This is a genomic window from Amycolatopsis sp. NPDC104587 (assembly GCF_055583645.1).
Genome location: NZ_JBVJNO010000014.1, coordinates 34,203 through 48,008 on the forward strand (window position 1 = coordinate 34,203; position 13,806 = coordinate 48,008).

At 71.6% G+C, this 13,806-nt stretch carries 11 protein-coding genes; 4 read left to right on the top strand and 7 right to left on the bottom strand.

The window, feature by feature from the left end:
* Window positions 1-52: 52 nt before the first annotated feature.
* A complete protein-coding gene (locus ACZ61C_RS36090) occupies window positions 53-1,540 on the bottom strand; it encodes a cellulase family glycosylhydrolase (RefSeq protein ID WP_465312388.1) in 1,488 nt (495 codons plus the stop codon).
* A 430-nt stretch (window positions 1,541-1,970) separates the two neighbouring features.
* Here ACZ61C_RS36090 and ACZ61C_RS36095 point away from each other — a divergent pair, with 430 nt between their 5' ends.
* Window positions 1,971-3,110, top strand: coding sequence for a cellulose binding domain-containing protein (locus ACZ61C_RS36095; protein WP_465312389.1), 1,140 nt, complete (start codon window positions 1,971-1,973; stop codon window positions 3,108-3,110).
* Here the strand turns inward: ACZ61C_RS36095 and ACZ61C_RS36100 are convergent.
* Both ACZ61C_RS36100 and ACZ61C_RS36105 read right to left on the bottom strand, forming a co-directional pair.
* Window positions 3,100-4,095: an aldo/keto reductase gene (locus ACZ61C_RS36100; protein ID WP_465312390.1), complete on the bottom strand. Its 996-nt coding sequence runs from the start codon at window positions 4,093-4,095 to the stop codon at window positions 3,100-3,102. The two genes, ACZ61C_RS36095 and ACZ61C_RS36100, sit on opposite strands and share 11 nt — an antisense overlap.
* A gap of 34 nt (window positions 4,096-4,129) precedes the next feature.
* A complete protein-coding gene (locus ACZ61C_RS36105; protein WP_465312391.1) occupies window positions 4,130-5,323 on the bottom strand; it encodes an AGE family epimerase/isomerase in 1,194 nt (397 codons plus the stop codon).
* A 154-nt stretch (window positions 5,324-5,477) separates the two neighbouring features.
* On the opposite strand from ACZ61C_RS36105, the gene ACZ61C_RS36110 reads away from it, so the two are divergent.
* Entirely contained in the window at window positions 5,478-6,539 is a 1,062-nt protein-coding gene (locus ACZ61C_RS36110) for a lytic polysaccharide monooxygenase auxiliary activity family 9 protein (protein WP_465312392.1), read from the top strand.
* A gap of 20 nt (window positions 6,540-6,559) precedes the next feature.
* Here ACZ61C_RS36110 and ACZ61C_RS36115 read toward each other — a convergent pair whose 3' ends face one another.
* Window positions 6,560-7,564 (bottom strand): LacI family DNA-binding transcriptional regulator, encoded by a 1,005-nt coding sequence (locus ACZ61C_RS36115; RefSeq protein ID WP_465312393.1) that lies wholly within the window; start codon window positions 7,562-7,564, stop codon window positions 6,560-6,562.
* Window positions 7,565-7,707: 143 nt separating this feature from the next.
* Here ACZ61C_RS36115 and ACZ61C_RS36120 point away from each other — a divergent pair, with 143 nt between their 5' ends.
* Both ACZ61C_RS36120 and ACZ61C_RS36125 read left to right on the top strand, forming a co-directional pair.
* Window positions 7,708-8,979, top strand: a complete 1,272-nt coding sequence (locus ACZ61C_RS36120) for an ABC transporter substrate-binding protein (protein WP_465312394.1) — start codon at window positions 7,708-7,710, stop codon at window positions 8,977-8,979.
* Window positions 8,980-9,037: 58 nt separating this feature from the next.
* A complete protein-coding gene (locus ACZ61C_RS36125) occupies window positions 9,038-9,562 on the top strand; it encodes a GNAT family N-acetyltransferase (RefSeq protein ID WP_465312395.1) in 525 nt (174 codons plus the stop codon).
* Here the strand turns inward: ACZ61C_RS36125 and ACZ61C_RS36130 are convergent.
* The 3 genes from ACZ61C_RS36130 to ACZ61C_RS36140 form a co-directional block, all read right to left on the bottom strand.
* Window positions 9,559-10,320 (bottom strand): GH12 family glycosyl hydrolase domain-containing protein, encoded by a 762-nt coding sequence (locus tag ACZ61C_RS36130; RefSeq protein ID WP_465312396.1) that lies wholly within the window; start codon window positions 10,318-10,320, stop codon window positions 9,559-9,561. The genes ACZ61C_RS36125 and ACZ61C_RS36130 overlap by 4 nt on opposite strands.
* A gap of 87 nt (window positions 10,321-10,407) precedes the next feature.
* Window positions 10,408-12,198, bottom strand: a complete 1,791-nt coding sequence (locus ACZ61C_RS36135) for a glycoside hydrolase family 6 protein (protein WP_465312397.1) — start codon at window positions 12,196-12,198, stop codon at window positions 10,408-10,410.
* Window positions 12,199-12,219: 21 nt separating this feature from the next.
* Complete coding sequence (locus tag ACZ61C_RS36140; RefSeq protein ID WP_465312398.1) at window positions 12,220-13,797, bottom strand: cellulase family glycosylhydrolase; 1,578 nt, start codon at window positions 13,795-13,797, stop codon at window positions 12,220-12,222.
* Window positions 13,798-13,806 lie beyond the last annotated feature (9 nt).

The window sequence follows — 13,806 nt, forward strand, 5'->3', positions numbered from 1 at the left end:
TCTCTCACTCGACCGAGCGAAGGGGCGGCGGAAAGCCACCGCCCCTCGCCGCTCAGCCCGCCGCGAGGAAGCGCGCCCGGATGCCCGCGCCGAACGCCGTGGGCGTGCCGTCGTAGGCCGAGATCATCGCCGGTCCGGTGCCGCAGTTCCAGGTGTTCCAGGTCCAGCCGAGGTAGGACGCCTGGTGCCGGTCGAGCCAGTCCATCAGGCCGGTGACGTACCCGCTCGCGCAGTCGTTCTCGCCGATCTCCCCGGCCACCAGCGGCACCGCCGCGGCGACCGGCGCGAGCTGGCTCTCCCAGCAGGACGCCGAGCTGCAGACGTTGAAGTTGTAGGAGTGCCAGGACGCGACCAGGTTGCCCGCCGGGTCGCTCGGCCGGTACTGCAGCCACCCGGTCAGGTCGTTGGAGTACGCGAGCCCGCCGAGCATGACCACGTTGGTGGCGCCGGTCGCGCGCACCGCGTTCACCAGCGTCTGCATGCCCGCCACCGGGTACCCGATGCCCGGGCACGCGGAACCGCCGTCGCGCCAGCACGTCCAGGCCTGGGCCGAGCCGGAGACGGCGCGGTCGAGGTAGGGCTCGTTGAACAGGTCGAGGATCGTGGCGTTGTCACCCTTGAACGTGGTCGCGACCGAGGTCCACAGGTCCACCGAATGCGCGGTGTTCGTCATCGGCTTCTGGCAGGTCGAGTTCACGTCCGCGCACGCCGACGAGTTTCCCGTGTAGACGCCCTGGGTCCAGTGCAGGTCGAGGATCGCGAAGAGGCCGTTCGCGTGCAACAGGTCCACATAGGACTTGAGCGCGGCGCGGTAGGTCGCGCCGGCGTACTCCGGCTTGACATTGGGCAGCCCGAGCCAGCAGTCCTCGTTGAACGGCACGCGCACGACGTTGGCGTGCCAGCTCTTGATCGCGGCCACCGAGGCCGCGTCCATCGGGCCGTCGAAGAGGCCGTTGCCCTGCACACACGCGAACTCCCCGCCGGAGCGGTTCACCCCGCGCAGGGTGACCGGGGTGCCCGCGGGGTCGGCCAGGTGGTTGCCCGCGACGTGCAACGCGGGCGCGTCCCCCGGCGGCGGAGTGGTGGTGGTCGTCGTCGGGGTCGTCGGGGTGGCGGTTGGCGTGGTGCCGCCGCAGGGCGCGCCGTTGACGCTGAACGACACCGGGGCGGTGTTCGTGCCGCTGTAGGCGAAGTTCGCCCCGGCGGTGACCGACGCGTTCGGCGCGACCGTGCCGTTCCAGGTCGCCGGGGTGAGCGTGACGGTCTTCCCGCTCTGGGCCCAGGTGCCGTTCCAGCCCTGCTGCAGCTGCTGGTTCCCGGTGTAGGCGTAGCTGACCGACCACCCGGACAGCGGCGCCGTCCCGAGGTTCTTCAGCGTGAGGTTGGCGGTGAAGCCGGTTCCCCAGTCGTTCGTCGTGTAGCCGACTTCGCAGGCGGTGGCCGCGGCGGCGGGCGCCGGGGTGCCGAGAGTGAAGGCCGTCGTCGCGCCGACAACGGCGACTGCGCCAAAGGCGCCGAGCAGTGCTGGTCCGGAACGCATCGAACACTCCCTTGTGCAGGACTCATCATGAGAGCGCTCCCAGCAGCGCTGGACAGTACCGCCCACCTCGAGCCCTGTAAAGCCCGCCGCGATCTTGGGGAAGATTCTTCCGAATCCACCCCAACGGCGGCATCCGGCCGCCTCGGCCGGTGGCCCAGCGCGACCGCGGGATCGGTTTCCCGCCAACGGGTTCGGCCGTTCAGGAGCGTTCAGTGGACGCCAGGAGCGGCCGACCGCCGGAAAACGGGCCACCGGAACGGGCCGCGGCCGGGTCGCGCTTTACAACCCGGACATCCCGGGTTACGTTCTCGACGGCTGGAAGCGCTCCCATGCCAGGTCGCCTCGCCAGAACGCGACCACCACCCAGGGGCGTCGTGGTGCAGGCCACGGCGCCCCTGGCCGCGTCCTCGTCCGCCTCCCGGGAGACCCGATGACCAGGTTCGCCGGCGCCCTCGGCGCGCTCTGCCTCGCCGCCGCGGGCACCACCGCGGTGGTCGCCGCCGGTCCCGCCACCGCCGCGCCGGCCTGCGAAGCCGGCTACCGCGCCGACGCGTGGCAGACCGGGTACACCGCCGAGATCACCGTGACCAACGGCGCCACCGCGCTCTCGTCCTGGACGCTCACCTGGCACCAGCCCGGGAACCAGGTCGTGACGTCCGCGTGGAACGCCACCGTCCGGCAGTCCGGCGCCGCGGTCACCGCCGAAAGCCTGCCCTACAACGCCGCGCTGCCCGCCGGCGCTTCCGTTTCGTTCGGTGTGCAGGGCACCGCCACCAGGACGAACCCCGATCCCGTGGACTTCGCGCTCAACGGCGTCGCCTGCGGTGACCCCGCTCCCCCGGTGACGACCACACCGGCCACCACGACGTCCGCACCACCGCCCGCCGGGTGCGCCGAAGCCGTGATTTGCGACGACTTCGAGCAGCAGACCGGCGGCGCCCCGGGCGGCCGCTGGACCGTCGGCGCGGCGAACTGCCAGGGCACCGGCGCGGTCACCGTCGACGGCACGGTCGCGCACTCGGGCAGCCGGTCGGTGAAGGTCACCGGCCAGGGCGGCTACTGCAACCACACCTTCTTCGGCACGAGCGTCCCCGGCACCGGTCCGCTCTTCGGCCGGTTCTGGGTCCGGCACACCACCCCGCTGCCCGCCGGGCACGTCACCTTCCTGGCGATGCACGACTCGATCGACCACCGCGACCTGCGCGCCGGCGGCCAGAACCACGCCCTGCAGTGGAACCGCGAGTCCGACGACGCGACCCTGCCGGCGCAGAGCCCGGCCGGGGTCGCCCAGAGCGTCCCGCTGCCGACCGGGACGTGGTCCTGCTTCGAGTTCGAGCTCGACGGCTCCGCCGGGCAGCTGCGGACCTGGCTCGGGTCCGCGGCGGTGCCCGGGCTGGTCGCCGACGGCGTCGCGACTCCCGACGTCGACCAGCAGTGGCTCGCGCGGGCCTGGCACCCGTCGGTGACCGACCTGCGGCTGGGCTGGGAGAGCTACGGCACCGACGCCGACACGCTGTGGTTCGACGACGTGGCCGTGGCTCCCGCGCGGCTCGGCTGCGCTACCGCTTGACGATCCGGTCGATCTCGGCCAGCTCGTCGTCGGTGAACTCGAGGTTCGCAGTGGCGGCGACGGTGTTCTCCAGCTGCGCGACGCTGCTGGCGCCGATCAGCGCGGAGGTCACGCGGCCGCGGCGCAGCACCCAGGCGATGGCCAGCTGCGCCAGCGTCTGCTCACGCCGCTTGGCGACGTCGTTCAGCGCGCGGATCGTCGCCAGGGTTTCCTCGGTGAGGCGGTCGCGGGTGAGGAACGGGCTCGCGCCGGCCGCGCGCGAATCGGCCGGGACACCGTCGAGGTAGCGGTCGGTCAGCAGGCCCTGGCTCAGCGGCGAGTACGCGATCGACCCCACGCCGTGCTCGTCGAGGGTGTCCTGAAGGCCGTCCTCGACCCAGCGGTTCAGGATCGAGTACGACGGCTGGTGGATCAGCAGCGGGGTGCCGAGCTCGGTCAGCGCGGCGATCGCGGCTGCCGTCTGCTCCGGCGAGTAGTTGGAAATGCCCGCGTAGAGCGCTTTCCCCGACCGGACGGCGGAGTCGAGGGCACCCATGGTCTCCGCGATCGGCGTCTCCGGGTCCGGCCGGTGGGAGTAGAAGACGTCGAAGTGGTCCAGGCCGGTGCGCGCGAGGCTCTGGTCCAGGCTGGCGAGCAGGTTCTTGCGGGAGCCCCACTCGCCGTACGGGCCGTCCCACATCAAGTAGCCGGCCTTGGACGACACCAGGATCTCGTCGCGGTACGGGCGGAAGTCGGCGGCGTAGTGCCGGCCGAAGTTCGCCTCGGCCGCACCGGGCGGCGGGCCGTAGTTGTTCGCCAGGTCGAAGTGCGTCACGCCGAGGTCGAACGCCCGCCGCAGCACCGCGCGCTGGACGTCGAGGGGCTTGTCGTCCCCGAAGTTGTGCCAGAGGCCGAGCGACACGGCGGGCAGCTTCAGCCCGCTGCGCCCGGCGCGCCGGTACGGCATGTCCGCGTACCGGTTTCCGGCGGCGGTGAAGGGCGACATGGTTCTCCTTGTCGGGAAGACGGCTCGGGCGAGTCTAGCCGCGCGGCTTGAGCGCCCCGGCGAACGACGCGGCGGGCGGGAGCGCCGGCAGCAGCGTCGCCTGGTACGCGTGGTAGATGTCCGGTTTGCCGGCCCAGACCATCGACGCGGGCCGGTTCTCCGGGTCGAGCTCGTGGTGCCACGACCCGAGTTCCCGGTCAGCGAAACAGGCTTCGGCGTGTTCACACCACTCCGCGAACCGGGCCAGGTAGGCCGGGTCGCCGGTCTCCTGGTGCAGCGTCCACGCGGCGGCGATCGCCTCCGCGACCACCCAGTGCAGGCGGGTGCGCACCACCGGCGTCCCGGCGAAGTCGGTGGTGTAGACGAATCCCGGCCGGCCGTCGACCGCCCAGCCGTCGCGGACCGCGGTCTCGAACAGCGCCACCGCGTCGCGCACCAGCCAGCCGGGCGCGCCGTCACCGAGCGCCCGCTTGAGCTGCACCGCCAGCCGCGCCCACTCGAAGAGGTGCCCGATCGTCGCGCCGAACGGGCGGAAGGGGTGCGCGGGCTCGTCGCGGTTGTGGTCCAGGAGCACGTGCCACCGCGCGTCGTAGTGCTCCGGCAGCCGCCAGCCGTGCGCGCGGGCCTCGCCGTGCACCAGCTTGTCCACAATGGACAACGCGCGGGCGGCCCAGACCGGGTCGCCGGTGACGTCCGCGGCGGCGAGGAACGCCTCGACCGAGTGCATGTTGGCGTTGGCCCCGCGGTAGTCCTCGAGCCGCGTCCAGCCGCGGTCCCAGACGTCGGCGACGCGGCCCGGGCCCGGCTCCCAGAACCGGCGTTCGACCACGTCAAGAGCCTCGGCGAGCAGGGGTTCCGCGCCCTCGGCGCCGGCGGCCACCGCGCTCGCGGCGGCCAGGACGACAAACGCGTGCTCGTAGGCGCGCTTCTCTGACAACGTTGTCGTCGCGTACCAGCCGCCGTGGTCCGGGTCGCGCAGCAGGCCCGTCAGCGCCGCCACCCCGTGGTCGACCTGCGCTCCCGTGTCCGAGCCCTGCAGGGACGCCAGCGCGAGGACGTGCGTCATCCGGCAGGTGATCCAGGTTTCGACGGGCCGGTCGAGCACCGGGCGGCCGGTGTTGTCGAGCCAGGCGAACCCGCCGCCGGGGTGCGCCGCACGAGCGGCGAAACCGAGCAGCCGGGCGGGTTCGGCCCGCACCCAGGCGGGAACCGATGACGGACTTTCCACGCTGTGCCTTTCTCGGTGATCGACGGCCTCCGCCAAGGTAGGCCAAGGCGTCCGGGCCCGTCACCGCGGGCTGTTCTCCCGGCGCGCCACCGCGTATCCTGACCTTGAGAGCGCTCCCAGTCTTCGACGCACGCTACCCGACGAAGGGACAGACGTGACCAGGAGACGAAGTACGATCCTCGCCGCCGTCACCGTGTTGCTGGCCAGCTTGACGGCCATCCTGCTGGACACCGGCACCGCCGAAGCGCACGGCGCCCTGATGAAACCGGGCAGCCGGACGTTCCTGTGCTGGCAGGACGGGCTCAGCCCGACCGGCCAGATCATCCCGCAGAACCCGGCCTGCTCGGCCGCCGTGGCGACCAGCGGCGCCAACTCGCTGTACAACTGGTTCGCCGTGCTGCGCTCCGACGGCGCCGGGCGCACCCGCGGGTTCATCCCGGACGGAAAGCTGTGTTCCGGCGGCAACCCGGGCTACGCCGGTTTCGACCAGGTCGGCGACTGGCCGCTGACGCACCTCACCGCCGGGGCCACGTTCGACTTCTCCTACAACGCGTGGGCCGCGCACCCGGGCTGGTTCTCCACCTACGTGACGAAGGACGGCTGGGATCCCTCGAAGCCGCTCACCTGGGACTCGCTGGAGGACCAGCCGTTCCTGACCGTCGACCACCCGCCGGTGACCGGCCAGGTCGGCACGGTGGACGGACAGTACAAGTGGACGGGCGCGCTGCCGTCGGGCAAGTCGGGCCGGCACGTCGTCTATTCGGTGTGGAAGCGCTCCGACAGCGCCGAAACGTTCTACGGCTGCTCGGACGTCACGTTCGACGGCGGGCACGGCGAAGTCACCGGCGTCCACTCGCCGGGCACCCCGACCACGACGCCGACCACCCCCACCGACCCCCCGCCCTCGGGCGGCTCGTGCATGGCGATGTACGAGGTGACCAACTCCTGGAGCGGCGGTTACCAGGCCACGGTGACGGTGATGAACCACGGCACCGCGGCCTACCGCGGCTGGCAGGTGGGCTGGACCCTGCCCACGGGCCAGACGGTCGGCAGCGTCTGGAACGGCACGCTGAGCCAGTCGGGCTCGGTGGTGACGGTCCGCAACGCCGACTGGAACGGCCGGGTGGAGCCCGACGGCGAGACGACGTTCGGGCTGGTCGTCAACGCGCCGGGGACCAACCCGGCCCAGCCGACGCCGACCTGCCAGGGCAGCTGACCGGGCGCCGGTCCCGTCCGTCAGCGGGCGGGGCCGGTGCTGCCCCGGGTGATCAGCCGGGGCCGCGACGCGCAGACATCACCGGGGTGTTCCCCGGCGAGCAGGTCGTGCAGGACCGACGCGGCGAGTGAGCCGAGCTCGGCCAAGGGACGCCGCACGGCGGTGAGCGCGGGACGGACCAGGCGGCAGAGCGGGGTGTCGTCCCAGGAGACGACGGAGAGGTCCCCGGGCACGGAGAGGCCGAGTTCGCGCGCCGCGACGAGGACCGCCACGGCGAGGGTGTCGGTATCACAGAGAAGCGCCGTGGGACGTGGGTCGGCGGTGAGGACCCGGCGGACGGCGTCGGCGGAGGATTCGGGATGTCCCGAGTCGGTGGCGAGCACCCGGCGGACCGCGTCGGCAGAGGGTTCGGGGTGTCCCGGGTGGACGGTCGGCGCGTCGCCCCTTCGCGTGGCCGGCGGCCCGAGCCGCGCCGCCGCCTCGGTGAACGCCCGTTCCCGCACTCCCGCGTCCGCGAACGGCGCCGCTCCCGCGATCCGCCCCACCCGCCGGTGTCCCAGCGCCGCGAGGTACTCCAGCACCTCCCCCACCCCAGCCACGTCGTCGACCCACACCGACGGCACGCCCGGCACGCCGCCGGGGCCGCCGAGCACCACCGCCGGCAGGCCGACCTCCGCGGCATTCCGCGGCCCCGCGAGCAGCACGCCGTCCACCCTCCGTTCGGCCCGCCAGCGCCGGTACACCACCAGCTCGGTCTCCCGGTCCGGCGCGATCCGCACCAGCAGCTCCGCCTCGAACCCCGCCAGCAGCGCCCCCAGCAGCAGCTCCGGCGGCCGGTCGAGCACCAGGCCGGTGACCCCGGTGCCGGCCGGCGCGGGGCCGCACCAGCCCAGCCGCCGCGCGGTCTCCGTGACGCGGCGGCGGGTCTCCTCCGAGACGCCCGGCCGGCCGTTGAGCGCGTACGAAACGGCCCCTGTGGACACTCCCGCCTCTCGCGCGATGTCGGTGACCGTCGGCCGTTTCACCGGACACCACCGGAAAGCCGGTCCGTGTCCGCGCGGACACCCGCCGTCGTGCGCCTTGACACCCGGGGCTCTCGCGAACAACACTCCGTCCGGGAGCGCTCCCAGTCACGAGGGAGTGGCAGGCGACCGGGGAGTGCGCGCACATGAGGCAGATCCGAAGACGGCTGGCCGTCGCCGTCACGCTCGTCCTGCTCGTCCTGACCGGCGGGTGCGGGCCGGGCACCCCCGAAGCCATCACGCTGACCCTCGCGACGTTCGGCCAGTTCGGCTACGACGACCTGATCCCCGGCTACGAGTTCACCCACCCCGGGATCACCGTCACCCAGGTCCGGACCGAGCAGGGCGGCCCGTACCACCAGGGCCTGCTGGCCAAGCTGCAGAACGGCCAACCGCTCGCCGACGTCCAAGCCGTCGAAGAAGGACACCTCGCCGACGTCCTGGCGCAGTCCGGGAAGTTCGCCGACCTGGCCGAGATCGGGCCCGCCGACGTCAAGCCCGGCCGGTGGCTGGAGTGGAAGTACGAGGCCGGCCGCAGCAAGGACGGCAAGCTCGTCGGCTACGGCACGGACATCGGCCCGCTCGCCATGTGCTACCGCAAGGACCTCCTCGAAACCGCCGGGCTGCCGACCGATCCTGGCTCGGTGAAGACGATGTTCGCGACCTGGGACAGCTACTTCACGGCGGGCGAGAAGTACGTCAAGCGCACCAAGGGCAAGGCCTGGTTCGACTCCGCCGCGCAGAACTTCAACGCCATGGTCAACCAGCTCCCGGTCGGCTACCTCGACCGCGAAGACCACTCGACGCTGGAAACGAACACCGCGTTGCGCGGCGCCTGGGACCGGGTGACCACCGCCGTGAAGCAGGGCCAGTCGGCCGGGCTCACCGCCTTCGCCGACGACGGGAACAACGGCCTGCGCCTCGGCGCCTTCGCGACGAAGGTCTGTCCGTCGTGGATGCTCGGTGTCATCGAACAGCAGGCCGGAGTGGGCAACGCCGGCAAGTGGGCGATCACCGACGCCTTCCCGGACGGCGGTGGCAACTGGGGCGGCTCCTACCTGACCGTGCCGTCCTCGAGCGAGCACCCGAAGGAGGCCGCCGCGCTCGCCGCGTGGCTGACCGCGCCGGAGCAGCAGCTGCACGCGTTCCGGGTGAGCGGGAACTTCCCCAGCCAGGTCGACGCCTTCACCTCCCCCGACCTCCTCAGCGAGATGAACGGCTACTTCGGCGGCGCGCTGAGCGGGCAGGTGTTCGTCGCCCAGGCACGAAAAGTCGGGAAGCCGCAGTACAAGGGACCGGGTGACGGCAAGATCCAGGAGACGGTGATCGCGCCCGCCCTCGGGTCGGTCGAGCGGGGCGCCGACCCGGCCGCCGTCTGGCAGCAGGTGCTGATCGGGGTGCACCGGGTGGTGCCGTGAGGCCGGGACCGGCAAAACCCGCTCGCGCGGGCCCGCCGGAGCAGGCAGGGTGCCGGTCATGACCACTCCCCTCTCCCCACCTTGGCGGCACTACGACCTCCGCCGCCCGGGTCCCGAAGACCACCTGCCGGTGCTGGCCGTCCTCGACCGCTGGTGGGACGGCATGGGCGGCCCGGAAGCCTCCCGTCAGCGGGCCCTGCTGCTGCCCAAGCTGATGTTCCAGCACTTCACCGACAGCAGCTTCGTGGTGACCTCCGACGAGCGGATCGTCGCGTTCCTGATCGGCTTCCTCTCACCGTCCCGGCCGGCGGAAAGCTACATCCACTTCGTGGGTGTCGACCCGGCCGAGCGCGGCAACGGGCTCGGCGCGGAGCTGTACGAGCGGTTCTTCGCCTACAGCCGGGCGAACGGGCGCACGACCGTCCGCGCGATCACGTCGCCGGTCAACAAGGGGTCGCACGCGTTCCACACCCGGCTGGGGTTCGTCACCGAGCCGGGCCCGAAGGAGTTCGGCGGACTGCCGGTCCAGCCCGACTACGACGGGCCGGGGCTGGACCGGCTGTCCTTCCGCAAGGACCTCTAGCCGGACACGCTGAACGACCGCACGCCCAGCCCGGTCTGGCCCTGCCACGGCTCGAAGCCGAACTGGACGCTCGTCAGGTACCAGGCGTCGCTGATCTTGCCGCGGTTGACGCCGTCCCGGGTGAAGTCGCTCAGGTTGACGTCGAGGCTGTCGGTGCCGGACGTGCGGACGTAGGAGATGACGTTCCAGCCGATGTTGCCGAACCAGACGTTCCACGTCGCCCCGGCGAGCTGCGCCGTCCCGATGACGCTGCCGACGGGTTGCGGGGCGCCGCGGTGGTTGCCCCAGATCATCACCTCGGCGCCGGTGTTCTGCCCGGCCGGGTTGGGGTTCGGGTCGTACCAGACGTCGTAGGCCGCGTCCCACTGTCCGGCCTGGACGGTCGCGTAGTCCACATGCGACCGCAGCGAACCCATCGACCGGACCTGCCGGGGCAGGCCGCTGCCGCTGCTGCAGTTGCCGTAGTGGCAGCCGGCGAACACCGACGGATAACTGCCCGGCGCGCCGTTGGTCGGCCGGTTGTGCGACGCCGTCGTGACGGTGAACCCGGTGGCGGACACCGAAAGGCACTGGGTCGTGTCGTCGCCCCAGTTGTTGTTCTGCACGATGTACTTGCCGCCCTGGATGCGCAGCGAGCCGTACTTGTCACACAGCTGCGTGTCCGCGGCCGCCGGCGGGGCGGTCAGCACCACACCGCCGGAGAGCAGCACGGTCGCGGCTCCGAACGACGCCAGTGTGGCCCGTAGCCGGTTCTTCATGAGCGGTTCCTTCCTGGAGTGGACGGGGTGGAGACCCGGGCCGGACGGCGGCTGCGCGGCACCGCCCGGCCCGGGAGCACTGCGGGGTTACTGCACCGGCGGGTAGGCGTTCTGGACCAGCTCTTCGAACTGGGCCTGGAACCACTTGCCGGACAGCGGCGAGTTCGGCAGGGCGCCGGTCAGGTTGCCGCCGTTGGCCTGGTCGCTGCCGTGGTAGGTCGGGTCGCACATCCGGTCGAAGCCCTTGCCTTCGTCGTTCGGGATCTGCGAGCTCGCGCCGTCGGACTCACCCGGCGGCTTGATCCAGACGTAGGCGTCGAAGTGCGCCGCGGGCGACGTGGTCGGCCGCGTGCCCAGCCCCGCTCCGCTCTGGTTGCACCAGTTCCCGCGGTGCAGCCGCCGGTCGACCCGGCCCGAGTTCACGTAGCTGTCCACAGTGGACCCGGACGCGCTGCCGGGCCGGGCCGAGCCGCCCCAGCCGTTGCGCGAGGTGTCGATCAGCATGCCGATGCCGCTGGGCAGGCCGGCCGAGACGAACGCGGTGTACATCGCGGTGGCGAACGGCACCTCTGCGAAGTACGGGTTCCACTGGTAGAACGTCGCCGACTTGATCTGCTGGCCGCCGACGGTCAGGTTCGGGTCGGGCAGGTTCGGCTCGGTCAGCGGCGTGTAGTTGGCCGTGTCGCTGATGAAGCCGTCGATGCTGTTCACCCCGGCCGTCGTGCCCTGCAGCGTCTGCTTGACCAGGTTCACGAACGGGCCGAAGTTGCTGTCCCAGCCCAGCCACGCCGAGTGCGCGATGTCCAGGTAGTTGTAGACGTTGGAGATCGCGTGGAGCTTGTTCAGCGCGTACTGGATGCCCTGGGTGTAGGCCCCGGTGGACTGCGCTTCGGCGCACTTGGCCGTCGCGGTGTTGGTGATCAGGTTGGGCAGCGAGTCCGGTTCGACGACCGCCACGACCCGCAGCGGCGCGTACTTCGAATCCGACAGGATCGAGGCGATCGGGTCGATGTACTCGCTCTTGTACCGGGCCAGGCCGTTCGAGCCGGCCTGCAGCTCACCGTTGGACGCCAGCGCGGCGCAGTCGCGGTTCGGCAGGTCGTAGACGACGATCTGGATCGTCACCGGCGTCCCGCCGCTCTGCTGGGCCAGCGCCGCGTCGAGGTGCCCGCGCAGGCCGCGCGCGCTCGACGTGCCCTCGATCGCCGCGATCCGGTCCAGCCAGACGGCCGTGGAGGTGTTCGCCACCTTGGCCATCTGCGCGCCGAGCGTGCCGCCCTTGGCCGCGGCCGCCGCGGTCACCGAGGCCGACCAGTCCGGGTTCACATAGCCCTTGGCGCCGGAGTACGGGTTGTCCACGTGGGTGCCGGGGTTCGGCGTGGTGGGCGTGGTCGGGGTCGTGGGTGTCGTCGGGGTGGTCGGCGTGGTGGTCGAACCGCCGGTGGAGCCGTCGCAGACGACGCCGTTGAGGGTGAACGACGCCGGGACGGCGTTCGAGCCCGAGTACTGGCCGTTGAAGCCGAGGCTCGCGGTGGCGTTCGTGCCCAGCGTGGCGCCCCAGGACGGGCTCTTCGCACTGACGTGCTTGCCGCTCTGGGAGAACGTCGCGCTCCAGCCCTGCTGGACCTGCTGGTTGCCGGCGAAGTCCCACTGGAGGTCCCAGCCGGACGTGATCGGGTCGCCCAGGTTGGTCACCGTGATGTTCGCGGTGAACCCGGGCTCGTACAGGTTGGTCGCGTAGGTGACCTTGCAGCCGGTGGCGGCGACCGCCGGGCTGCCGCCCGCCACCAGCAGCCCCGCGACGACCGCGGCGGCCGTCACCGAGGAAGCCGCGGCGAGCCGCACCTTCCTCTTCGGGGACCAGAATTCACTCTTCATCGAGTGTGCTCCTTCGGGTTGTCAGGATGTGCAGGAGGTGGCGCCGACGGCGAACCCGGTCGGTGTCCCGCCGGAAGCGCCGGTCGCTTGGAAGCCGATCGACGTCGAGGCGCCGCCGGCGAGATCGGGCGCCCAGGTGGGCGCCTTGGCGCTCGCCTGCTGCCCGGACTGGGTGACGGTGGCGCCCCAGCCGCCGGTGATCTGCGTCCCCGAAGGCGCGATCCAGCCGAGCGCCCAGGTCTTCAGCGGGGTGGTGCCGGTGTTCTTGAGCGTCACGGAGGCGACGAACCCGCCCTGCCACGCGTTGTCGACGTGGTAGGTGACCGCGCAGCTCACCGCGGGCGGCGGATCTGTCGTCCCGCCACCGCCGCCGACCGGGGGGATGAGGTACGGCTGCAGGACTGCCTGCTTGGCCTGGTTGACCGTGGTCCAGTCGTCGTTGAGGATGCCGCCGGTGTCGCCGGAGTTGGGGTTCCACGACCAATACGTGAAGCTCATCCCGGTCGCCCCGGTCCCGGCGTACTTCATCAGTTCCTGCAGCCAGGTCTTGTCGCGCGGGTCGGCGAGGGTGGTGCCGAACTCGCCGAGCAGCACCGGCGCGATGTTCTGCTTCTGCAGGTAACCGAAGAAGTGGTCCCACAACGCCGGCAGGTTCGCCGGGAACGACGGGTCGGAGAACCACGGCTGGGCGAACACCGACGTCGCGTACTCGTGCGCCGAGTACACCAGCTTGTCCGGTTTGGACAGTCGCACCGGGAACTGCCGCGCGCCGGAGAGGTTGCCGCCCCACCAGCCGCACTGCGGGTCACCGGTGCCGCTGACGCAGTCGACCCCCTCGATGATGACCAGCCAGTCGGGGTTCGCGGCGAGAACGGCGTTCCCGCCGCGTTCGGCGGCGAGCCGCCAGTCGGTCGCGGTGTCTCCGCAGCCCCAGCACGCGCCGCCGCCACCCTGGATCGAGTGCGGCTCGTTGTGCAGGTCGGCGCCGATCACCGTGGTGTTGCCCTTGTAGTGCTGGGCGAGCATCGTCCAGTCCGACAGCCAGCGGCTCTCGGGGTACGCGCTGGTGTACCAGAGCGGGGACTGCGCGCCGGAGTCCGGCCGGTGCTGGTCGAGGATGACGCGCATGCCCTTGGTGCCGGCGTACGCGATGATCTTGTCGAGCACCTGCAGGCCGGAAAGCCCTTGCAGGTCGGGGTTCTGGACGGCATCGATGCTGTTCGGCTTGACGCCGGGGTCGAAGAGCTGGTTGGAATACGGCAGCCGCAGCGTGTTGTAGCCGAGGCTCGCCATCTGGTCGAGCATGTCTTTGTAGTTCCGGCTCCACAGGCCGTGCGGCGAGTAGTTGCCGGTCTCGGCGCCGAACCAGTTGACGCCGGTCATCCGCACCGGCGCACCGGTGGCGTCGACGAGCTGGGAGCCGGACGCGTGCCAATAGCCGATCCCGGTCCCCGAGGCCGCACTTTCACGTGAAAGTGCGGACCCCAGGTGGGCACTTTCACGTGAAAGTGCGGGAGTGGGGGCCGCGGTGGCCGGGGACGCCGTGAGAACGGCGCCCCCGACCAGTGCGGCGACCGCGAGGGCGAGCAGTCGCTTCATCGAATGCCT